The sequence below is a fragment of the Mycobacterium sp. ST-F2 genome (genome assembly GCF_001905655.1).
GTDB lineage: Bacteria > Actinomycetota > Actinomycetes > Mycobacteriales > Mycobacteriaceae > Mycobacterium.
On sequence record NZ_JMHT01000073.1, the window covers coordinates 80,267 to 100,499 of the forward strand.

The 20,233-nt window shown below is 68.3% G+C and carries 19 protein-coding genes; 12 read left to right on the plus strand and 7 right to left on the minus strand.

Features of this window, described 5'->3' with window-relative positions; all coding sequences use genetic code 11:
• Window position 1: 1 nt before the first annotated feature.
• Both EB75_RS24480 and EB75_RS24485 read right to left on the minus strand, forming a co-directional pair.
• Window positions 2-754, minus strand: a complete 753-nt coding sequence (locus EB75_RS24480; RefSeq protein ID WP_073697845.1) for an IclR family transcriptional regulator — start codon at window positions 752-754, stop codon at window positions 2-4.
• Complete coding sequence (locus tag EB75_RS24485) at window positions 751-2,208, minus strand: APC family permease (RefSeq protein ID WP_073697846.1); 1,458 nt, start codon at window positions 2,206-2,208, stop codon at window positions 751-753. Before EB75_RS24485 ends, EB75_RS24480 begins: the two co-directional genes overlap by 4 nt.
• 254 nt (window positions 2,209-2,462) lie before the next feature.
• Between EB75_RS24485 and EB75_RS24490 the strand changes: the two genes are divergently transcribed.
• From EB75_RS24490 to EB75_RS24500, 3 genes are all read left to right on the plus strand, one after another.
• The gene (locus EB75_RS24490; RefSeq protein ID WP_073697914.1) at window positions 2,463-3,962 is read left to right on the plus strand and encodes an aldehyde dehydrogenase family protein; all 1,500 of its coding nucleotides are present in this window, start codon (window positions 2,463-2,465) and stop codon (window positions 3,960-3,962) included.
• A gap of 108 nt (window positions 3,963-4,070) precedes the next feature.
• Window positions 4,071-5,537 carry an APC family permease gene (locus EB75_RS24495; protein WP_073697847.1) on the plus strand — a complete coding sequence of 489 codons (1,467 nt, stop codon included), beginning with the start codon at window positions 4,071-4,073 and terminating at the stop codon, window positions 5,535-5,537.
• Window positions 5,534-7,453: a primary-amine oxidase gene (locus EB75_RS24500; RefSeq protein ID WP_073697848.1), complete on the plus strand. Its 1,920-nt coding sequence runs from the start codon at window positions 5,534-5,536 to the stop codon at window positions 7,451-7,453. The genes EB75_RS24495 and EB75_RS24500 overlap by 4 nt, the downstream gene beginning before the upstream one ends.
• 65 nt (window positions 7,454-7,518) lie before the next feature.
• Here EB75_RS24500 and EB75_RS24505 read toward each other — a convergent pair whose 3' ends face one another.
• Genes EB75_RS24505 through EB75_RS24515 form a run of 3 tightly spaced genes read right to left on the minus strand, consistent with a single transcriptional unit; the run spans window position 7,519 to window position 10,549 of the window.
• Window positions 7,519-8,211 carry a hypothetical protein gene (locus tag EB75_RS24505; protein WP_073697849.1) on the minus strand — a complete coding sequence of 231 codons (693 nt, stop codon included), beginning with the start codon at window positions 8,209-8,211 and terminating at the stop codon, window positions 7,519-7,521.
• A gap of 14 nt (window positions 8,212-8,225) precedes the next feature.
• Complete coding sequence (locus tag EB75_RS24510; RefSeq protein WP_073697850.1) at window positions 8,226-9,725, minus strand: carboxyl transferase domain-containing protein; 1,500 nt, start codon at window positions 9,723-9,725, stop codon at window positions 8,226-8,228.
• Window positions 9,726-9,742: 17 nt separating this feature from the next.
• Window positions 9,743-10,549 carry a DUF6498-containing protein gene (locus tag EB75_RS24515; RefSeq protein ID WP_073697915.1) on the minus strand — a complete coding sequence of 269 codons (807 nt, stop codon included), beginning with the start codon at window positions 10,547-10,549 and terminating at the stop codon, window positions 9,743-9,745.
• An 82-nt stretch (window positions 10,550-10,631) separates the two neighbouring features.
• Here EB75_RS24515 and EB75_RS24520 point away from each other — a divergent pair, with 82 nt between their 5' ends.
• From EB75_RS24520 to EB75_RS24550, 7 genes are all read left to right on the plus strand, one after another.
• Window positions 10,632-11,366: an enoyl-CoA hydratase gene (locus tag EB75_RS24520; protein ID WP_061006583.1), complete on the plus strand. Its 735-nt coding sequence runs from the start codon at window positions 10,632-10,634 to the stop codon at window positions 11,364-11,366.
• Entirely contained in the window at window positions 11,366-12,481 is a 1,116-nt protein-coding gene (locus EB75_RS24525) for an MBL fold metallo-hydrolase (RefSeq protein ID WP_073697851.1), read from the plus strand. The genes EB75_RS24520 and EB75_RS24525 overlap by 1 nt, the downstream gene beginning before the upstream one ends.
• 73 nt (window positions 12,482-12,554) lie before the next feature.
• Window positions 12,555-14,963, plus strand: a complete 2,409-nt coding sequence (locus EB75_RS24530; protein ID WP_073697852.1) for an HAD-IC family P-type ATPase — start codon at window positions 12,555-12,557, stop codon at window positions 14,961-14,963.
• Between the two features lie 49 nt (window positions 14,964-15,012).
• Window positions 15,013-15,225 carry an antitoxin gene (locus EB75_RS24535; RefSeq protein ID WP_020098938.1) on the plus strand — a complete coding sequence of 71 codons (213 nt, stop codon included), beginning with the start codon at window positions 15,013-15,015 and terminating at the stop codon, window positions 15,223-15,225.
• A 2-nt stretch (window positions 15,226-15,227) separates the two neighbouring features.
• On the plus strand, window positions 15,228-15,665 hold the full coding sequence (locus EB75_RS24540) for a type II toxin-antitoxin system Rv0910 family toxin (RefSeq protein ID WP_073697853.1): 438 nt from the start codon (window positions 15,228-15,230) through the stop codon (window positions 15,663-15,665).
• Between the two features lie 132 nt (window positions 15,666-15,797).
• Window positions 15,798-16,568 (plus strand): VOC family protein, encoded by a 771-nt coding sequence (locus EB75_RS24545; protein WP_073697854.1) that lies wholly within the window; start codon window positions 15,798-15,800, stop codon window positions 16,566-16,568.
• Window positions 16,569-16,675: 107 nt separating this feature from the next.
• The gene (locus EB75_RS24550) at window positions 16,676-16,924 is read left to right on the plus strand and encodes an Rv2628 protein family (RefSeq protein WP_073697855.1); all 249 of its coding nucleotides are present in this window, start codon (window positions 16,676-16,678) and stop codon (window positions 16,922-16,924) included.
• 8 nt (window positions 16,925-16,932) lie between these two features.
• Here the strand turns inward: EB75_RS24550 and EB75_RS24555 are convergent, their stop codons facing one another.
• Together EB75_RS24555 and EB75_RS24560 are read right to left on the minus strand one after the other, a co-directional pair.
• The gene (locus tag EB75_RS24555; protein ID WP_073697856.1) at window positions 16,933-18,612 is read right to left on the minus strand and encodes an NAD-binding protein; all 1,680 of its coding nucleotides are present in this window, start codon (window positions 18,610-18,612) and stop codon (window positions 16,933-16,935) included.
• Window positions 18,613-18,617: 5 nt separating this feature from the next.
• Entirely contained in the window at window positions 18,618-19,058 is a 441-nt protein-coding gene (locus EB75_RS24560) for a cupin domain-containing protein (protein ID WP_073697857.1), read from the minus strand.
• 62 nt (window positions 19,059-19,120) lie between these two features.
• Between EB75_RS24560 and EB75_RS24565 the strand changes: the two genes are divergently transcribed.
• Window positions 19,121-19,531 carry a hypothetical protein gene (locus tag EB75_RS24565; protein WP_073697858.1) on the plus strand — a complete coding sequence of 137 codons (411 nt, stop codon included), beginning with the start codon at window positions 19,121-19,123 and terminating at the stop codon, window positions 19,529-19,531.
• Window positions 19,528-20,118 carry a GNAT family N-acetyltransferase gene (locus tag EB75_RS24570; RefSeq protein WP_142239796.1) on the plus strand — a complete coding sequence of 197 codons (591 nt, stop codon included), beginning with the start codon at window positions 19,528-19,530 and terminating at the stop codon, window positions 20,116-20,118. The genes EB75_RS24565 and EB75_RS24570 overlap by 4 nt, the downstream gene beginning before the upstream one ends.
• Window positions 20,119-20,233 lie beyond the last annotated feature (115 nt).

Below are 20,233 nucleotides of genomic sequence, written 5' to 3' on the forward strand. Positions count from 1 at the left end.
ATCACGCCAGTAGCGGCGCCAATTGCGTTGCGTAGTCCTGCAATACCGGTATCTGCCGGTGCAGTAGCTGATCCTGCTCAGCTCGCCCGGACATCGCCACCGCGGCCACCAAGGTCCCCGTGGCAGACCGGACCGGTACCGCCACGCAGGCGGAATCGGCGCGCAGCTCGCCGGTCTGGACGGCGTACCCGCGCTCTCGAATCTCCGTGAGTTGTTCGGTCAGAGCCGGTTTCGAGGTGACGGTGCGGTCGGTGAGCGCAGCCGGTGCGAGGCCGAGCAGGGCGTCGGCGTCGCGCTTCTCGGCCAGCAGCAGCTTGCCGACGGCGCTGGCGTGCAGGTGCCGGTTGAGTACCGATTCGTCGGCCGGCGGTGGGTATTCGCCGTCGGCGTCGGCGAGCCGCACCGAGGTGTTGGTGAAGTAGAACAGGTGCACCCCGAAACGCACCGACAGCCGCAACTCGGCCAGCGTCTCGCGCGCCTTGGTACAGACAGTTGGGGAGACCGCGGCGTCGATCAACAGCCCCATCCGCGGTCCCAGCGCGAACCCCGACAGGTCGGGCAGGCGCACGATGTAACCGTCGGCGACAAGGAGATTCAGCAGCCGGTAAGTGGTGGCCGACGGCATGGACAGGTGCTCGGCGATATCCTTCGCGGTCACTCCGGTGCCGGCCAGCGCGACCGCCTCGAGGACCTGCAGCGCGCTCTGTACCGCTTTGGGCTGGCGGCCCGACAGCGCGCCGTCGGCCGGGCTCACCGGCGCACTTCCCACGGGTTGTAGTCGGCGAACACATCGCCGGCGACGGTCTCGTCGAACACGCCGACGCGCTCGGCGAGATCGGGCACCGTGCGGCGGCGCACCACGAACGCCGCCAAACCCATGGCCAGCAGCACCGAGTACACCGCGGTGGCGATCCACACCGGCGAGGCCACCGACAACGCCGCCCAGATGATGATGGCGACCATGGTGGCGGCGGTGGCGAGCCCGACGACGAGCGGGACGGTGGTGAGCTCGCCGATGCGGCGCAGAAAGGCGGGAGTGGCGAGGCACACCAGCAGGTACGCCACGATGTAGCCGTGCGCCGACACCGCGAGTAGCCCGACGAGGACGTCGCGGCTGGACTCCGCGGCGAACAGGTAGGCGACCGGCACCGCGACGATCACCGGCATCGCGACGCTGAGCGCGACATGCGGGGTGCGGTACCGCGGGTGGGCGTGGCCCATCGCGTCCGGCAGCAGCCCCTCGCGTCCCATCGCGAACAAGGTCCGGGACAGCGCGGTGGTGGAGCCGATGACGCACGCGATCCAGGACGCGGTGATGCCGATCTCCATGGCGATGGACAGCGCGCCCGCCAAGGTATCGGCGGAGTCGGGCAGGGCGAGCACGATGGGCGTCGAACCGGTGCCGGTGTGGATGGTGCCGGTGGCCTGCAGGACGGCGGCGAAGGTGTACAGCGCGCCCAGGGCCAGCGGCGTCCAGCGGATGGCCCGGGTGACGGTGACGAACGGGCGCTGCGCCTCGCGGGCGACGGTGCTGGCGCTCTCGAACCCGACGTGCGACGTGATGGCGAGCAGCAGGGCGAAGCCGAGGGCCGAATGTGGCGCGTCCGCAACATCTTTCGACGGTGTGGCGGTGCCGGTGACGGCCCCGCCGAAGGCGATCATCAGCACGACGCCCGCCACCACGATGGCGAACAATTCGACGGCGAGCGAGATGCGCGCCGACAGCCTGATGCCCCGCACCATGAGGATGAGGGCGGCGCCACCCACCAGCACGGTGAGGCCGGCGATGACGGGTTTGCCGTCCGGTACTCCGACCCGGCCCAGCAGTGCCGCGATATAGCTGGCCGCGCCGAGCGCACTGGCCATCGCCGCGGCGGCGTAGCCGACGACCAGCGACCAGCCGGCCGCGACACCGGGAACCGGGCCGAGGCCTTTGACGGTGTAGCTGTACAGCCCGCTCACCGCGACCATGCGGGTAGAGAACTGCGTGATGCAGTACCCGACGGCGGTCATCATGAGGGCGGTCAGAACGAACACCGCGATGGTGCTGTGGCCGGCTGCCGGGAGGACCAGCGCCGGCAGCGTGACCATCACCGCCGACGGCGCCACCGCCGAGACCGACTGCCCGAGAACCTGGGTGAACGTCAGCTGCGCGCGCTGAAGTCCGGCGACCGGGGAGCGGCTCCGGATGGTTCGGGTGGGGCCCATTTGTCGGAAGGTAGCCGATCACCGCCGACCCCGACAGCGTTGTCGGGTAAACATCCAAAATCTTCAAATGAGAATCGGGGCGGCGGCCGGCTCCAGCGGAGCCCGCAATGGGCCTGGGAATCGACGCGAGCTGCGATTATCGGCAGCCCCGAATGAGAATGCGGACGCCATTTCAAATGAGAATCGGAATTCGTGAAATACCCATTCGGAATTAGTGGTGACGCGCACCACATCGAGGCGTAAACATGATTTCCATGACAGCCACGCTCAGCACCGACCTGGACCCGCGGACCGCCGATTTCATCTCCCGTCCGCAGCAGATGTACGTCGACGGCCAGTGGGTCGAGTCGGTGTCCGGCCGGCGGTTCGACACCGTCGACCCCGCCACCGAGCAGGTCATCACGACGGTCCCGCACAGCGGTCCCGAAGACGTCGAACGCGCGGTGCGGGCGGCCCGCCGGGCGTTCGAGGACGGGCCGTGGACGACGATGACGCCGGCCGAGCGGCAGCGCATGATCTGGCGGATCGCCGACGGTATCAGTGCCCGGGCCGACCAGTTCGCGGAGCTGGAGAGCATCGACAACGGCAAGTCCGTCGCCGTCGCCAAGGCTGTCGACGTGACGTGGGCTGCGGAAATCTTCTACTACTACGCGGGTTGGGCCACCAAGATCGAGGGCCGCACCATTCCGGTGTCGGTGCCCTGGGCGCCCGGTGCCACGTTCCACGCCTTCACGCTGCGTGAGCCCGTCGGCGTCTGCGCCCAGATCACGCCCTGGAACTTCCCGCTGGTCATGGGCGCGTTCAAAGTCGCACCGGCCCTGGCCTGCGGGAACACCGTCATCCTCAAGCCTGCCGAGCAGACCCCGCTGACCGCGGTGCTGCTCGCCGAGGTGATCGCCGAGGCCGGCGTCCCGGCCGGGGTGTTCAACCTGCTGACGGGTTTCGGCGACGTCGGTGCGGCGCTGTCCGCGCACGACGGCGTCGACAAGGTCGCCTTTACCGGGTCCACCGAGGTGGGCAAGAAGATCGTCAACGCCGCGTCGGGCAACCTCAAGAAAGTCTCGCTGGAACTGGGTGGCAAGAGCCCGCAGGTGGTCTTCGCCGACGCCGACCTCGAGGCCGCGATCCCGGGTGTGGCCAGCGGATTCCTGTTCAACCACGGCCAGACCTGCACCGCCGGCACCCGGCTGCTGGTCGAGGACGCGATCTTCGACGAGTTCACCCAGGGCGTCGCCGAGCACGCCGCCGGCTTGCGGATCGGCCCCGGCCTGGACCCCACCAACGACATCGGCCCGCTGGTCTCGCGCGAGCAGCTCACCAAGGTCACCGGTTACCTCGACGACGGCATCGCGCAGGGGGCCCGCGCCCTGGCCGGCGGTGGCCGCCACGGAGACACCGGCTTCTACGTACAGCCCACACTGCTGGTCGATGTGAACCGCGACTTCAACGTGTACCAGGAAGAGATTTTCGGCCCGGTGGCTGTGGCCGTGCCGTTCAACCGCGACCGCGGCGTGCGCGAAGCCGCCAACGACACCCCTTACGGCCTGGCCGCCAGCGTGTGGACGCGCGACGTCTCGACCGCGCACCGGGTGGCGCAGCAGATCAAGGCCGGCACGGTGTGGGTCAACTGCCACAACGCGTTCGATACCGCGCTGCCATTCGGCGGATACAAACAATCGGGCTGGGGCCGTGAACTCGGTGAGGGTGCCATCGCCGAATACACCCAGACGAAAGCCATCAACATCGCGCTGTGAATTCGGCCGTCAAATGAGAATTCGCCGGACCGGTAATTCTCATTTGAACTCACTGAAGCCTTACCGCACCGCAACCCATTCACATTCAATTCCAGCGAAGGTACCGCCATGACAACTGACGCAGTTCTCGATGCCGGTCGAAGCGCCGGCGCTCAGCCCAACCGGTTGACGGGCCGCCTCGGCCCGGTGGCCATCGTGTTCATGGTCGTCGCGGCCGCCGCCCCACTGACCGTCGTCGCCGGCACGTTCCCGATCGGCATCGCCGCCGGCAACGGGGCGGCGTATCCGGCGTCGTACGTGGTGTGCACCGCGGTGCTGCTGCTGTTCGCCGTCGGCTTCACCGCCATGGCCCGGCACATCACGGGCGCCGGTGCCTTCTACACCTACATCGCCCACGGCTTCGGCCGTCATGCCGGACTCGGTGCCGCGTTCCTGGCCCTGCTGTCCTACACCGCCGTGCAGGTCGGTGTGTACGGCTACATCGGCTCGTCCATCAACGAGCTCGTCACCGCGCACGGTGGGCCGTCGGCGCCGTGGTACGTCTACGCCTTCGCGATGATGGCGGTCACGGGCTTCCTCGGGTACCGCCACATCGAGCTGTCCGGCAAGGTGTTGGGCGTCCTGCTCGTCTGCGAGGTCGGCATCGTGCTGGTGATCAACGCCGCGGTGATCGGACATGGCGGCGCACAAGGGCTTTCGACCGCGGTGCTGCATACGGGCAACTTCTTCTCCGGGGCCCCGGGCATTGCGCTGATCTTCGCGCTGGCCGGCTACATCGGCTTCGAGGCGACTGCGGTGTTCCGGGACGAGGCCCGCGACCCCGTGCGCACCATCCCGCGGGCGACGTACGCCGCGCTGCTGCTGATCGGTGGCTTCTACGCGCTGAGCAGTTGGGCGCTGGTCACCGCGTGGGGTGACGCCGGCGCCGTGACTGCCGCGACGGACAAGCCGGGCACCATGCTGACCGAGACCGCGACGCACTACGTCGGCGCCGTTGCCGGTGACATGGTCCAGATCTTCTTGATCACAAGCCTTTTCGCGGCGCTGCTGTCCTTCCACAACGTGCTGGCCCGCTACATCTTCTCCCTCGGCAACACCCGGGCGCTGCCCGAGCGCTGTGGTCGCTCACACCCGCGGCACGACTCGCCGCACATCGCCTCGTTCGCCCAGACCGTCTCGGCACTGGTGCTGGTCGTGGCGTCGGTCCTGGCCGGGCTGGACCCGGTGACGCAGGTGTTCACCTGGTTCGTCGGCGCCGCCTCGGTGGGCATCGTGGTGCTGATGACGCTGACATCGGCCGCGGTCGTCGTCTTCTTCCGCCGCACCCGTCTCGACACCCGGCGGTGGCACACCGTCATCGCACCGACCCTGGGCTTCATCGGCTTGGCCATCCTGTCGGTGATGACCGCGGTGAACCTGCCGCTGCTGGTCGGCGGCTCGGGCACCATGGCCGCCATCCTGGGTGTCCTGCTGGTCGGCGCCTTCGTCGGCGGCATCGTCGTCGCGGTCGCGCGCCCACATGCCGGAGCTCAAATGAACGAAAACCCTGATATCGCAAAGGAGATCGCACGATGACTGCCACCATCGACACCAAGACCACGATCGATCACCCGCTCACCCCGCTGAGCGCCGACGAGATTCGCGCGGCACGCCGCATCGTCGACGCGCACGGCCTGCTCGGTGACAGCGTCCGCTTCGTGTTCGTCGCACTGGAGGAGCCGCACAAGAGCGAGGTACTGGCCTTCCGCCCCGGCGACGCGATGGACCGCCGGGCCCGGGTACTGCTGCTCGACCGGGCCACGGGCCAGGGCTCCGATCTGGTGGTGTCGGTGACCGAGGGCCGCGTCGTCAGCGAGACGGCGATCGACAGCACCCGCGACGGCCACGTGCCGATCCTGGACCAGGAGTTCGAGGACATCGAGTCGTTCCTCCTCGACTGCCCGGAATGGATCGAGGCCATGACCAAGCGCAAGCTGAATCCGACTGACGTGCGGGCGGTTCCGTTGTCGGCCGGGGTATTCGGCCACGAAGACGAGGTGGGCCGGCGCATCGTCCGCGTGCTGGCGTTCTACCAGTACGACGCCGCGGATCTGCCGTGGGCGCACCCGATCGACGGCGTCGTCGCCTACGTCGACCTCACGGGTCGCAAGGTCGTGAAGGTGATCGACGAGGTCGAGTTGCCGCTGCCGACCGAGCGCGGCGAGTGGGATGCCGAGCCGCATGCCGTGCCTGCCCGTACCGATCTGAAGCCCATCGAGATCACCCAGCCCGAAGGCGCGAGCTTCACCGTCGACGGCAACCAGATCACCTGGGCCGACTGGTCTTTCCGCTTCGGCTTCGACGTCCGCGAGGGCCTGACCCTGCATCAGCTGTCGATCGACGGCCGGCCCGTCGTGTACCGCGCGTCCATCGCCGAGATGGTGGTGCCCTACGCCGATCCGTCGCCGGTCCGCTACTGGCAGAACTACTTCGACCAGGGGGAGTACCTGTTCGGCCGGTACACCAATGCCCTTGAACTGGGCTGCGACTGCCTCGGAGAGATCAAGTACTTCGACGTCACCATCGCCGACGAGAACGGCGAGCCCAAGCTCATGAAGAACGCGATCTGCCTGCACGAGGAGGACTTCGGCGTGCTGTGGAAGCACACCGACATGTTCAACGGGATGGCCGAGGTCCGGCGGTCGCGGCGTCTGGTGATCTCGTTCTTCCTCACCATCGGCAACTACGACTACGGCTTCTACTGGTACCTGTACCTCGACGGCACCATCGAGCTGGAGGCCAAGGCCACCGGCATCGTCTTCGCGTCGGCTTACCGTGGGCCGGAGGGCTTTTCGACCGAGATGGCACCGGGTCTGGGCGCGCCGTTCCACCAGCACATGTTCTCCGCTCGTCTGGACATGGCGGTCGACGGACTGACCAACACCGTCGAAGAGGTGGACGCCGTCGGTGTCCCGATGGGCCCGGACAACCCGTGGGGCAACGCATTCCGCCCGCAGAAGACCAAGCTGACGCACGAGCTCGAAGCCATGCGCACCGCCGACAACCTCAAGGCCCGGGTGTGGCACATCACCAACCCCACCAAGCAGAACCGGCTGGGCCAGAACGTCGGCTACGCGTTGCATCCGGAGGGACAGCCCACCTTGCTGGCCGACCCGTCGAGCTCCATCGCCAAGCGCGCCGCCTTCGCGACCAAGCACCTGTGGGTGACGAAATACGATCCGTCCGAACGGTATCCGGCCGGCCAGTTCGTCAATCAGCATCCCGGTGATGCCGGCCTGCCGTCCTACGTCGCGCAGGACCGCAACATCGAGGGTGAAGACATCGTGGTCTGGCACACCTTCGGGCTGACGCACTGCCCGCGGCCCGAGGACTGGCCCGTGATGCCGGTGGATTACGCCGGATTCAAGCTCAAGCCGGTCAGCTTCTTCGATCGCAACCCGGCGCTGAATGTGCCGCCGTCACCGAAGAAGTCGCACTGCTGCAACGGCTGAGCGGGAAATGAGCTGCCGGGCCTGGTCACCCCCGAAGACCAGGCCCGGCTTTCCGCTGTCTGAGGTCAGGCCTCGATCTCGCCGGCGATATGGCGCTCGATGGCCGCGCGGGTGACCGCGGGCAGCGCGATGAGTCCGTCGAGTTCCCGGCGGGCCTTGTCATAGGCGTTGTGGCGTTCGCCCGGGGTGGCCGCCGGGTCGGCCGCGACCCGCAGCAGATGCTGCGCCCGGGCCAGCCGTTCCTGGTCGTCGGCCGAGAAGTCACTGCGCCGGCGGCGGATCGCTTCGGCCTCCGCGACGTCGAACGCCGAGGCGTATTCGTGGACGGCGTCACGGTATTCGAGCTGGGCGTCGCGATCGCCGACCAGATCGTCGGGCGCCGACGGGCGCAGTAGGTCGGCACGGCTCTTGGCCTTGTGGAAGCCGACGGTCAGCGGGTCGCGCAGATTCGTCATCGTCGGAAAGTCCAGCAGCTTCGCGACATCCAATTCGTAGCTCAGCCAACGGCTGTCGGTGTCGTCGTGCTGGGCAAGGATCTTGGTGACGGTGCGGCGTTCGGTGGCAGCATCGACGCGCCCCCGTCCGGCCGCTTCGGCGACGGCGATCTTGGTCTGCTGCTTGATGCGGTAGCGCTCGAGCCGGCGCTCGGCACGCCGGTCGCCCGCCACGGCAACGGCGCGAACAGCGCCGCCGATCACCCCGCTCAGCGGAAAGATGAGCCACCAGAAGTGCATTGCGGTTTGCACCCTGTCCAGCATGCCATCGCTTCGGCTCAGCTGTCAGGGACGCCGATCCGCCGGTAGCGCTGCAGCCGCACCCCGAGCCGCTGCGCGGCAGGCACGGTGTGCAACGCGTGCAGCTCGGCGGCGATGGCCGACGACATCCGCGCGGTGAACCCGACCGGATCGTCGGCGGCGTCGGGTTCCTCGGGCACGATGACGTCGACGATCCCGGCCGTCAACAGGTCAGCAGCTCGAACACCCTGGGCGGCAGCCAGTTCCGGGGCATGGTCGACGTCGCGGTAGACGATGGCGCTGGCGCCTTCCGGTGGCAGCGGAGCCAGCCAGCCGTTCTGGGCGGCCAGCACGCGGTCGGCCGGGACCATCGCCAGCGCCGGGCCGCCGCTGCCCTGACCCAACAGCACCGACACCGTCGGCGTATCGAGCGTGACGAGTTCGGCGAGGCACAGCGCGATCTCCCCGGCGAGCCCGTCCTCCTCGGCCTGCTGCGACAGCGCGGGCCCGGCGGTGTCGATCACCAGCACCAGCGGCAGCTGCAAGCCGGCCGCCAGCGCCATGCCGCGACGGGCCTCCCGCAACGCGCGCGGCCCGACGAGGCCGCCGATCACGCGGCGCTGACCGACCACCACGGCGGGCTGCCCGCCGAACCGGGCCAGCGCCAGCAGCGTCGTTCCCGATTCGCCGCGCCCGGTCCCGGACAGCAGCACCCGGTCCGTCGCCCCGTGCGCCAGCAGGTAGTCCACCCCTGGCCGGTCCGCGCGCCGCGACGCCTCCACCGACTCCCACGCCGGCACTTCAGGGATTTGTGCACGATTTTCCGCGCCCACCGCGGATTTTCGTGCACAAATCCCTGGGTCGGGCGGGTCCGCGACCACCGTCAAAACCCGATTCACGACGCCGCGCAGCTTGTCGAGCGGGACGACGCTGTCGATCACGCCATGGGCGAACAGGTGCTCGGCGGTCTGCACGCCGTCAGGGAACGGCTCGCCGTACAGGTGCTCGTAGACACGCGGCCCGAGGAACCCGATCAGCGCGCCCGGTTCGGCCGCGGTGAGGTGCCCGAGCGATCCCCACGACGCAAACACCCCGCCGGTCGTCGGATGCCGCAGATACACCAGGTACGGCAGGTGCGCCTTCTTGTGCAGCTCGACGGCCGCGGCGATCTTCACCATCTGCAGGAACGCGACGGTGCCCTCCTGCATGCGCGTCCCGCCCGAGGATGGCGACGCGATCAGCGGCAAGCCGAGGGCCGTCGCGCGCTGCACGGAAGCGGTGATCCGCTCGGCGGCGGCCACCCCGATCGAGCCGGCCAGGAAGTCGAACTCGCAGGCCAGCACGGCCACGCGCCGACCGGAGACGGTGCCCTCACCGGTCAGGACCGACTCGTCCAGCCCGGTGCGCAACGTCGCGTCGGCCAGCTCGGCGCGGTAATCGTCGCTGACGGCCACCTCCAGTGGCGGGCCGTCCCAGCTGCGGAACGATCCGTCGTCGAGGATGGCGTCGAAGAACTGACGGGCTCCGGTCCGACTCACCCGGACAGGCTAATCGGCTACCGCCCCGCCCCGGTCCACACTTCGTCGTTTCGCGTCCGGCGTCTGACCTCGGCGGCCTGATCCTTCACCCACATGTCTTCGAACCGCTGCCCCTCCGGCTCGCGGCGAATGCGGTTCATCGCCCGGCTCAGCCACTTCGGCGGGGTGGCCGGCTCGTACATCGGCAGCGCCGAGGCGAGGGAGTACAGCGTCTTGAGCACGACGAACACCCCGAACATCCGGGCGGGTGAGTTGGTCACCGCGGCGGCGAAGATGCCGAAGATCAGCGCGAGATGCACCACCCCGACCCGCCCGAAGCTGCGATTGGCGGTCTGCTCGAGCACGCCGAATGACCAGCGGCGCAGGTACGGCACATCCACCAGGAAATCGACCGCGACGATGACGAGCATCTGCAGGCAGCCGATGCCCGCGGCGCGCCAGTCCAGGCCGACCAGCTCGGCGTTCCCGTTGTGCGTGAGGATCAGCAGGATCACCGCGATGAAGACGCCGTGCGCCGCGCAGAACACCGCGTTGATGAAGAAGAACCCCTTGATGAAGGAACCGGGCTTGCCTTGGGGCCCCTTCGACTGCGGCGCTTCGTACCGGAAATGCCCGCGGCGCGGGTTCCACCGCTGCTGCAGGACGCCGCGGGCGTAGATGAACAGCAATCCGGCGACGGTCTCGAACCAGTAGACGATCAACGTCGTCGCCGCGGACCACTCCTGCGTGAACCAGCCGACCGCGGGGATCGCGTTGGCCGCGACCAGCGTCAACAGATGGGCGAACTGATTCGCCCGGGGTTGCTCGGGTGGACTGGGCGGCACGCGCCAATCGTCGCACCTGAACACCGGCGCTACTCCGCAACGCGGCTCGGCGCTCGATCGGCGCACCGCCTAGGCTGGCCCAATGATCGGAGTGACCCGGGACGGCAATGTCCTGACCCTGGAAATGCAGCGCCCCGAGCGGCGCAACGCGCTCAACGCCGCGCTCGTCGACGGCGTACGTGAAGAAATCGAGAAGGCCTCGCCGGCGGACACCCGCGCCATCGTGCTGACCGGGCAGGGCACCGTGTTCAGCGCGGGCGCCGACCTGTCCGACGCCGAGGGGGTGGCCAGGGAACTGCCGGACAAGGCGCTGGCCCTGAACCTGGCCATCGACGCCAGCCCGATCCCGATCATCGCGGCGCTCAACGGTCCCGCGATCGGCGCGGGCGTCATCCTGGCCATGATCTGCGACCTGCGGGTCGCCGCACCGGGCGTGTACTTCCAGTTCCCGATCGCCAAATACGGACTGGCGCTGGACAACTGGAGCATCCGCCGGCTGACGTCGCTGGTCGGCCACGGCCGGGCCCGCGCCATGCTGCTCGCCGCCGAGCGCCTCGACTTCGACACCGCCCTGCAGACCGGCATGATCAACCGCACCGGCACGCTGGCCGACGCGCAGGCCTGGGCCGCCGAGATCGCGGGCTACGCGCCGCTGTCGCTGGCGCACTCGAAGCGCGTCCTCAACGACGACGGTGCCTACGACACCGTCCGCGGCGAACACACCCGCATGTTCAACAAGGCCTGGGCCAGCCCCGACGTGATCGAGGCGCAGGTGGCCCGATTCGAGAAGCGGGCGCCGAGGTTCCAGGGCGCCTGATGCTGCGACGGGCACTGCGGCTGATGTGGGGAACGGCGGCGCTGGCAGCCGGCGGCTGGGTGTTGCGGGCGCTCAATGGCGCGCCCGCCGCACTCGGCGCCGGCCCCGTGGACATCAACGCGGTGGCGGCGAACTCGCCCAACTATCACGACGGGGTGTTCGTCAACCTCGAGCCGCCGTCGGGCACCGAACTGAGCCGCGAACAGCAGGCCGGGCTGGTGCGTGACCTGCTGGCCAGCAGCGCGCTGCAGCGCCCGCCGATGCCCATCCCGCTGGTGGTGCCCGATCCGGGCCGCCCGGCGGGCGACCTCGCGGTCACCTGGTTCGGGCACTCCTCGGCGCTGATCGAGATCGACGGCTACCGCGTGCTGGCCGACCCGGTGTGGAGCCGACGATGCTCCCCGTCCCGGCGGGTCGGACCGCAGCGGCTCCACGAGGTTCCGGCGCCGTTGGAGGCGCTGCCGGCCGTCGACGCGGTGATCATCAGCCACGACCATTACGACCACCTCGACATCGACACCGTCACGCAGCTGGCCAGCATGCAGCGGGCCAAGTTCTTCGTGCCGCTGGGCATCGGCGCACACCTGCGGTGGTGGGGCATCCCGGCCGAGCGCATCGTCGAACTCGACTGGAACCAGAGCGCCAAGCTCGGCGAGCTGACCCTGGTCTGCACCCCGGCCCGGCATTTCTCGGGACGCTTCCTGACCCGCAACACCACCCTGTGGGCGTCGTGGGCGTTGATCGGCCCGCAGCACCGGGCGTTCTTCGGCGGCGACACCGGCTACACCAAGAGCTTCGGGGACATCGGCGCCGACCACGGGCCGTTCGACCTGACCCTCATGCCCATCGGCGCGTACCACCCGGGCTGGCCGGACATCCACATGAACCCGGAGTTCGCGGTCCGGGCGCATCGTGATGTGACCGACAGCGGCCTGCTGGTGCCGATCCACTGGGCGACGTTCCGGCTGGCGCCGCACCCGTGGTCCGAGCCGGTCGAGCGGATGATCGTCGCCGCGCGCGACGAATCGGTGGACGTGGCCGTGCCCATGCCGGGCCAACGGCTGGAACCGGCGCGGCTGCCGGGGCTGGATGAGTGGTGGCGGCCGTCTCAATAGCGATTTGTGCACGATTTTCCGCGCCTGCCGCGGATTTTCGTGCACAAATCCCGACTCGGTGGGGGAATGACGGGTGACTGTCGACGATCCGGAACGTACGACGGATCTCAGCGGACTGTCGGATGACGAGGTCGCCCAGCGCGTCGCCGCCGGCCACACCAACGACGTCCCGACGCGGGCGGCCCGCAGCGTCTCGGAGATCATCCGCGCCAACGTCTTCACGCGGATCAACGCGATCCTCGGGACGCTGTTCCTGATCGTGCTCGCGACGGGCTCGGTGATCAACGGACTGTTCGGGCTGCTGATCGTCGCCAACAGCGCCATCGGCATCATCCAGGAGCTGCGGGCCAAGCAGACCCTCGACCGGCTGGCCATCGTCGGACAGGCAAAACCGTTGGTGCGCAGGCAGTCCGGTACCCAGGAACGGCCCGCCGGCGAGGTGGTGCTCGACGATGTCATCGAGCTCGGCCCGGGCGACCAGATCGTGGTCGACGGCGTCGTGCTGGAAGCCGCCAACCTCGAGGTCGACGAGTCACTGCTCACCGGTGAGGCCGACGCCATCGACAAGGCCGTCGGCGACACCGTCATGTCGGGCAGCTTCGTCGTCGCCGGGAGCGGTTCCTACCGCGCCACGAAAGTGGGTCGCGCGGCATACGCGGCCCAATTGGCTGCCGAGGCAAGCAAATTCACCCTGGTCAAGTCCGAGCTGCGCAGCGGTATCAACACCATTCTGCGGTTCATCACCTACCTGCTCTGGCCGGCCGGGGCGCTCATCATCTACACCCAGCTGTTCACCGTCACCGGCGTGGGCTGGAAAGAGTCGGTACTGCGGACGGTCGGTGCGCTGGTGCCGATGGTGCCCGAAGGCCTGGTGCTCATGACGTCGCTGGCATTCGCCGTCGGGGTGGTCCGGCTGGGCCGGCGGCAATGCCTGGTGCAGGAGCTGCCGGCCATCGAGGGCCTGGCCCGCGTCGACGTGGTGTGCGCCGACAAGACCGGCACGCTGACCGAAAACGGTATGCGGGTCAGTGATCTCAGCACTTTCACCACGGATGACGCCGCGTCCGTACTTGCCCAGATGGCAGCCGACGACGTCCGGCCCAACGCCAGCATGGCCGCCATCGCCGAGGCCTACAAGTTGCCACCGGGCTGGACCCAGACCGCGAACGCGCCGTTCAAATCGGCGACCAAGTGGAGCGGGGTGTCCTACGGCGAGCACGGCAACTGGGTGCTCGGTGCGCCCGACGTCCTGCTCGCGGCCGGTTCTCCCGAGGCCGAGCAAGCCGAACAGATCGGCGCCCAGGGCCTGCGGGTGCTGCTGCTCGGCTCCTCGGACCGCCCCGTCGACGCACCCGACGCACCCGGGGAAGTGACCCCCGCGGCACTGGTGACGCTCGAGCAGCGCGTCCGCCCCGATGCCGGCCAGACGCTGGACTACTTTGCGCAGCAGCATGTCTCGGTCAAGGTGATCTCCGGTGACAATGCGGTGTCGGTGGGCGCGGTGGCCGGATCACTCGGGCTCAACGGTGAGACACTAGACGCCCGTCACCTGCCGGACGATCCAGAGCAGTTGGCCGAAACCGTCAGCGAATACACCACTTTCGGTCGCGTCCGACCGGACCAGAAGCGTGCCATGGTGTATGCCCTGCAGTCGCGTGGCCACACCGTCGCGATGACCGGCGACGGCGTCAACGACGTGCTGGCACTGAAAGACGCCGACATCGGCGTCGCGATGGGATCGGGCAGTTCGGCGACGCGGGCCGTCGCGCAGATCGTCCTGCTGGACAACAAGTTCGCCACCCTGCCGTATGTGGTGGGGGAGGGCCGCCGGGTCATCGGCAACATCGAGCGCGTCTCGAACCTGTTCCTCACCAAGACGGTGTACTCGGTGCTGCTGGCAGTTCTCGTCGGGCTGGCGGGCCTGTCCGCCAGGTTCTTCGGCACCGAGCCGGTGCTCTATCCGTTCCAGCCCATTCACGTCACCATCGCGGCGTGGTTCACCATCGGCATTCCGGCATTCATCCTGTCGCTGGCGCCGAACAATGAACGGGCCCACCACGGTTTCGTGCGCCGGGTGATGACGGCCGCGCTGCCGTCGGGCCTGGTGGTGGGTGCCGCGACGTTCGCCTCGTACCTGCTGGCCTATCACGGGAAGTACGCGGACGCGGTCGAGCAGAACCAGGCGTCCACCGCCGCGCTGATCACGCTGCTGGTGTCGGCGGTGTGGGTGCTGGCGGTGGTGGCACGGCCGTACCAGTGGTGGCGCGTTGTGCTGGTCGCGGCGTCGGCGTTGGCGTATGTGGTGATTTTTTCGATTCCCTGGGCGCAGCAACAGTTCATGCTCGATCCGTCGAACCTGGCGCTGACCTCGGCGGCCGTCGGAATCGGGCTGGTGGGCGCGGGTGCGATCGAGGTGCTGTGGTGGCTGCAGGGTCGCTGGCTGGGCGAGCCGCGACGGTTGTGGCGAACCGATGAGCAATGAAGAATGAGCACGTTCACCGGACAATCCGGCAATAGATAGGGTGGGAATCATGGGATTTCTGGACAAGGTGAAGGACCTGGCGGCGCAGAACGCCGACAAGGTCGAGGCCGCTATCGAGAAGGTCGGCGACATCGTCGACGAGAAGACCGAAGGCAAGTTCAAGGGCGTTGTCGACAGCGCTCAGGAGGCGGCGAAGAAGGCCGTCGCAGGGGACCAGCCTGCCGCTGAGGCTCCTGCCGAGGGGACGCAAGAACAGCAGTAGCCATGGCAAAACTCGCAAGTTCCATCGAAGTACCGCTGTCGCCCGAAAAGGCCTGGGAGGCAGCGTCGGACCTCTCCCGGTATGACGACTGGCTGTCCATCCACCGGATGTGGCGCAGCCCGTTGCCCGAGACCTTGGGGAAGGGCACGCAGATCTCGTCCGTCGTCGAGGTCAAGGGCATGCTGAACCGGGTCGACTGGACCATCGTGCACTACAACCCGCCGGGATCGTTGACTCTCAACGGTGTCGGCAAGGGTGGGGTCCGGGTCAAGTTGATGGCCAAGATCACGCCGGCCGAAGCGGGTTCGAACGTGGCGTTCGACATCCACCTCGGCGGTCCGGCCCTGTTCGGGCCCATCGGCATGGTGGTGGCGGCCGCGCTGCGGTCCGACATCCACCGCTCGCTGGACAAGTTCAAGGAGCTGTTCGCGTCGGTGTAGACCCGTCAGAAAAGGTGGCGAGAATCTTCGGATTCTCGCCACCTTTTTCCTGTCGACCAAGCCGCGATGAGTTTTCGGCCGCGCCGTTGTCTGTACCGGTGACCACTCCGTCACTCGTCTAGGGAGAACATCATGGCCACTCGTACCGCAACCCCGCTGGGCGCGCCCGTCTGGATCGACCTCGCCACCTCGGATGTGGCCGGCGCCCAGGCGTTTTACCGCACAGTGCTGGGCTGGGACTACGAAAACCCCGGGCCCGGTTACGGCGGCTACCTCAACGCCCGGCGCGACGGCCGCTACGTAGGCGGCATGATGGCGAGCGACCCGGCGTGGAACGCCCCCGACGCCTGGACCGTGTATCTGCACACCGCTGACATCCAGGCCACGATCGACGCCGCGGTCGCCGCCGGCGCCACCACCTGCATTCCGGCCATGGAGGTGCCCGACAAGGGCTGGATGGCCATGCTGACCGACCCGACGGGCGCGTTCTTCGGCCTGTGGCAGCCGACCGGCCACCAGGGCTTCGAGGCGTACGAAGAGGCGGGTGCCCCGGTGTGGTTCCAGCTGACCACAACCGACTTCGCCAAGGCCACCGAGTTCTACACGACGGTGTTCGGCTGGCAGCTGCAGGTCGAGGCCGACAGCCCCGAGTTCCGCTACAGCAACGCCATCTTCGACGGCGAGCCGCTGATCGGCGTGATGGACGGCTCCGTCATCCCCGGCCTGGACCGTTCCACGTGGAACGTCTTCCTCGGCAGCGACGATGTCGACAAGACCATCGAACTGATCACCGCCAACGGCGGCTCTGTCGTGCGCGCCGCCGAGGACACGCCCTACGGCCGGCTGGCGGCCGTCACCGATCCGACGGGCGCCGCGTTCAACCTGTCGTCGATCAAGGGCTGACCGCCGACCCGAGCTTGTGGCCGAACGTCGCGCGGGGTTTCGGCCACAAGCTCATTTTCGATCCCGAAAAAGTGTCCCGATCAGACCGGCGCGGTGCTCCTACCGATATGAACATCCATTGGCGGCACCAGCACCGGGCAACGACGACCTACGAGATCGTCGACCAGCTCCACGATCGCCACGCCGTGGGCGTCACGGCAGACCGCGTGGCGGCGACGGTCGCCGGCTGGCTCGCCGAACTGGATGTGCAGAGCCCGTTGACCGACGAACTGGCCCGCGCGACGCAGCGCGGCGACTGGCCAACCACCCACACCATCTGCGATCAGCTGTCGATCGACCTCATGATCGCGGCGTGACGATGCCCCTACGCCGTCCGCTGACCGGTCAGCAGCGTCTCGATCAGCTCGCGGTACGGGCCGACCAGGTACGCGGTGTCGCCCGCACAGAGCCGGGCGTCGCGCCGCGGCCGCCGATGGGTGGTGCCTGCCCGGGTGAAGGCGATGACCCGGATCTGGGTCCGCACCTCTGCCATCTGCATGCCGTCGAGGGCGCTGCCGGCGTCGACGTGGACGGCGCCCACCGTGAACGACTGCTGTCCCACCGAAAAGGTGCCCAGCACCTGTAATCCCATCGCCGCGCCGACGAACCACGGGGCGGCCAGTTCGACCGTCGACCGGACGTGGGCGAAGCCGAAGCGCCCCGCGACCGCGGCTCCGAGCGTGCGGTCGTAGATGCGCAACACCAGTGGCACGTCGGGCCGGTCGATCTCCGGCAGCACCCGGGGGCTGAGCATCTCGCGCAGCACGATGCCGGTCTCGATGTTGACCATGTCGTCCTGGGTCAGCACGGCGACGGCGCGCGCCCGGTCCAGCCGCGCCAGCTCCAGCGTCTGCCGCAGGGTCGCGTCGCCGAAGATCACCGGGACGTCCAACTGGGCGGCCTGCGCCAGGAACCGGTTGGACTCGTCACGTTCGATGACGGCGACGTCGTAGCCGGCCGCCGCCAGATCGCTGACCACGCGGATACCGAATGAGCCGAGGCCCACCACGACGATGTGGTTGCGCAGATGTTGCACGCGCCGGCGCCCCGAGGAATTGCCCAGACGACGCGACAGCAGCGCGTCGGCGACGAACGCGACCAGGATCGCGGTGGTGGTGACCCCGGCGAACATGAGCCCGATGCCCCACAGCCGCAACCAGGTTGGTTGATGCATGAAGCTGAAGTCGCCGTAGCCGACCGTGGCGATGGTCTCGGTGGAGAAGTACAGCGCATCGATCCAGCTCATGCCGGCCGGGTTGTGATACGCGAAGCGCAGCAGCACCGTCGAGCCCAGCAGCAGTGATGCCGACGTGCCGAGGGCCCACCAGAAAATGGGATTGATGTCGTCGCGGATGACGCGCAGCGTGTCGATCACTCGGCGTGGCCACGGGCGGTGCGTCCGGCTGGACAGCGGGCGCGGCACCGTGATGCCGGCGTCCGCCAATTCGTCGGCGGTGCCGATCATGGCCGTCCAGTCGCCGGCATGCACCCCGAAATCCCTTCCAGGACAAGGCGTGACCTCACCGGGTGATTCCGCGTTCTCGCCGCGGATGACGGCGACGGGCGCCAGGTCGCCGAACATCTCCCGCAGCGTGGCGTCGCGCGGGGCCTCGGTGCCGGAGATGACGAAGTCGATGCCGGCCGCCGAGATGGTGTGTGTGGTGCGGGCCAGACAGGCTTCGACGACCGACGGCGCGGCCAGGTCGGCGACGTCCAGGACCGCGCCGGGGCCGTTGTCCTCGGCTACCGCAGCGCGCAGCACACTGTTGGCCAGCCGGGTCACCACCCGGACGGTCGGGTTGAGCTCCCTTGCCAACAGGGCGATTTCGAGGTTGACGGCATCGTCGTCACCGGCACACACGATGGCCGCGGCGCTGGTGACGATGGCCGCCTTGAGGCCGGCCGGTTCATGGATCGTCACCACCGTCGCACCCGCCGTCTGCAGCCCCTCGGTGATCCGGTTGGCCAACGCGTCGGTGCCGCAGACGATGACGTGTCCCTGCATGTGCCCTACTGCCCGGTCAGCGCGAAGTCGGCGAAGTCGAAGCCTGGCACCACAACACAACTGACCAGGGTGGGTTCCTCGTCCCCGGGCCGGGCGCGCTGCCAGTGCCCCGGCGGCACCAGCGCCTGCGGCCGCGCGCCCGCCGCGACGTCCGCGCCCAGCAGCACGGTGTCCGCGGTCGCCGGCTCCGGCCCGACCTCCAGCAGCAGCGGACTGCCGCGGTGGAAGAACCACAGTTCGGCGCTGTGCACGGTGTGCCAGGCGGACTGCTGCCCGAGCATCAGCAGGAACAGGATCGCGGTCCCGGCGCTGCGCGGGCCGGAATACTGCGCGGGCAGCGCGGATTGGGGGACGGTCAGGTCGCTGCGCCAGGTCTCGCGGTACCAGCCGCCTTCCGGATGCGGCGACAGGTCGAGCTGCCGCGCCCAATCGGGGAGATCGGTCATGGCACTTGAGGCTACGGCTGATCAGCTGTGTCGGCCTGCCGGATGGTCTATACGCTCGTGGCATGGAACGGTTGCGGCCCGCCTGGATCGTCGCGCTGTGCGCGCTGGTGCTGTTGGTCAGTGCCTGGTTGCCGTGGCTGTCGAGCCCGGCGGGGCATGCGAACGCCATCGGCGGCAAGGTCGGGCATATCACTGTTCCGCCACCGGGTTTCGGGGTGGGGCAGCTGATGGTGCTGCTGGCCTCATGCCTGCTCGTGGCGGCCACGATGGCCGCGCGCCGGCTGTCGTCGCGCGTCGCTTCCGTTGTGGCCCTGGTGCTTTCGGCCGGGTTGACGGCGCTCGGGGTCTGGTATCACGTGCTGTACGTGCACAGCCCGGTGGTCGCGTCGTACGGGTTGTATGTCGGGCTGGTCGCGGCTGCACTGGCGATAGTGCTGTCAGTGCTGGCCTCCGTCGTCGCCTGGCGGTCGTGATGGGGTTCGTCGAACCCGTCGTGCTGACGGGGCAGCGGTGGGTGACGCTGGAACCGCTGACCACCGATCACATTCCAGAGATCGCCGAGGCGGCGGCCGACGGTGACCCGGGCCGGTTGTGGTTCACCTCCGCGCCCTCGCCGACGACGGCGGCAGAGTGGGTGCAGGCCCGGTTGGCGGTGCAGCGCCCGGATACCGGGTTGACGTTCGTCGTGCGCGCGCTCGACGGCCGGCTCATCGGCTCGTCCAGCTACCTCAATGTGGACGGTCCCAACCGGCGTCTGGAGATCGGTGCCACCTGGTACGTGGAGTCGGTTCGGCGGACCGGGGTGAACACCGAAACCAAGCTGCTGCTGCTCGGGCACGCTTTTGAAGCGCTCCACTGTATAGCAGTTGAGTTCAGAACCCACTTCTTCAACTCGGCGAGTCGCGCGGCAATTGAGCGGCTCGGAGCCAAGCTCGACGGGGTGCTGCGCTCACATCAGTTGCTCGGTGACGGTTCTCGCCGGGACACCGTGGTGTATTCGATCCTCGACATCGAATGGCCCGCGGTGCGCAACAACCTGCAATTCCGCCTGAACCGGTAACTTCGCCCACCCCGGTGATCAGCATCTCTTGAGCAAAACTTGACAGTTTGCCAAGCTATGTTTTTGAATTCGTGTCTAATCGTGACCGAATTGTGATTTGATCCAAGCATCGGTT

What these genes read in the sequence shown, in the direction of transcription:
- EB75_RS24560 (WP_073697857.1), bottom strand. Translation starts at nt 19,058, where the DNA reads ATGACCGATCTCCCCGATTGGGCGCGGCAGCTCGACCTGTCGCCGCAT.
- EB75_RS24520 (WP_061006583.1), top strand. Translation starts at nt 10,632, where the DNA reads ATGATCGGAGTGACCCGGGACGGCAATGTCCTGACCCTGGAAATGCAG.
- EB75_RS24505 (WP_073697849.1), bottom strand. Translation starts at nt 8,211, where the DNA reads ATGCTGGACAGGGTGCAAACCGCAATGCACTTCTGGTGGCTCATCTTT.
- EB75_RS24565 (WP_073697858.1), top strand. Translation starts at nt 19,121, where the DNA reads ATGGAACGGTTGCGGCCCGCCTGGATCGTCGCGCTGTGCGCGCTGGTG.
- EB75_RS24525 (WP_073697851.1), top strand. Translation starts at nt 11,366, where the DNA reads ATGCTGCGACGGGCACTGCGGCTGATGTGGGGAACGGCGGCGCTGGCA.
- EB75_RS24540 (WP_073697853.1), top strand. Translation starts at nt 15,228, where the DNA reads ATGGCAAAACTCGCAAGTTCCATCGAAGTACCGCTGTCGCCCGAAAAG.
- EB75_RS24485 (WP_073697846.1), bottom strand. Translation starts at nt 2,208, where the DNA reads ATGGGCCCCACCCGAACCATCCGGAGCCGCTCCCCGGTCGCCGGACTT.
- EB75_RS24495 (WP_073697847.1), top strand. Translation starts at nt 4,071, where the DNA reads ATGACAACTGACGCAGTTCTCGATGCCGGTCGAAGCGCCGGCGCTCAG.
- EB75_RS24535 (WP_020098938.1), top strand. Translation starts at nt 15,013, where the DNA reads ATGGGATTTCTGGACAAGGTGAAGGACCTGGCGGCGCAGAACGCCGAC.
- EB75_RS24550 (WP_073697855.1), top strand. Translation starts at nt 16,676, where the DNA reads ATGAACATCCATTGGCGGCACCAGCACCGGGCAACGACGACCTACGAG.
- EB75_RS24490 (WP_073697914.1), top strand. Translation starts at nt 2,463, where the DNA reads ATGACAGCCACGCTCAGCACCGACCTGGACCCGCGGACCGCCGATTTC.
- EB75_RS24555 (WP_073697856.1), bottom strand. Translation starts at nt 18,612, where the DNA reads ATGCAGGGACACGTCATCGTCTGCGGCACCGACGCGTTGGCCAACCGG.
- EB75_RS24545 (WP_073697854.1), top strand. Translation starts at nt 15,798, where the DNA reads ATGGCCACTCGTACCGCAACCCCGCTGGGCGCGCCCGTCTGGATCGAC.
- EB75_RS24500 (WP_073697848.1), top strand. Translation starts at nt 5,534, where the DNA reads ATGACTGCCACCATCGACACCAAGACCACGATCGATCACCCGCTCACC.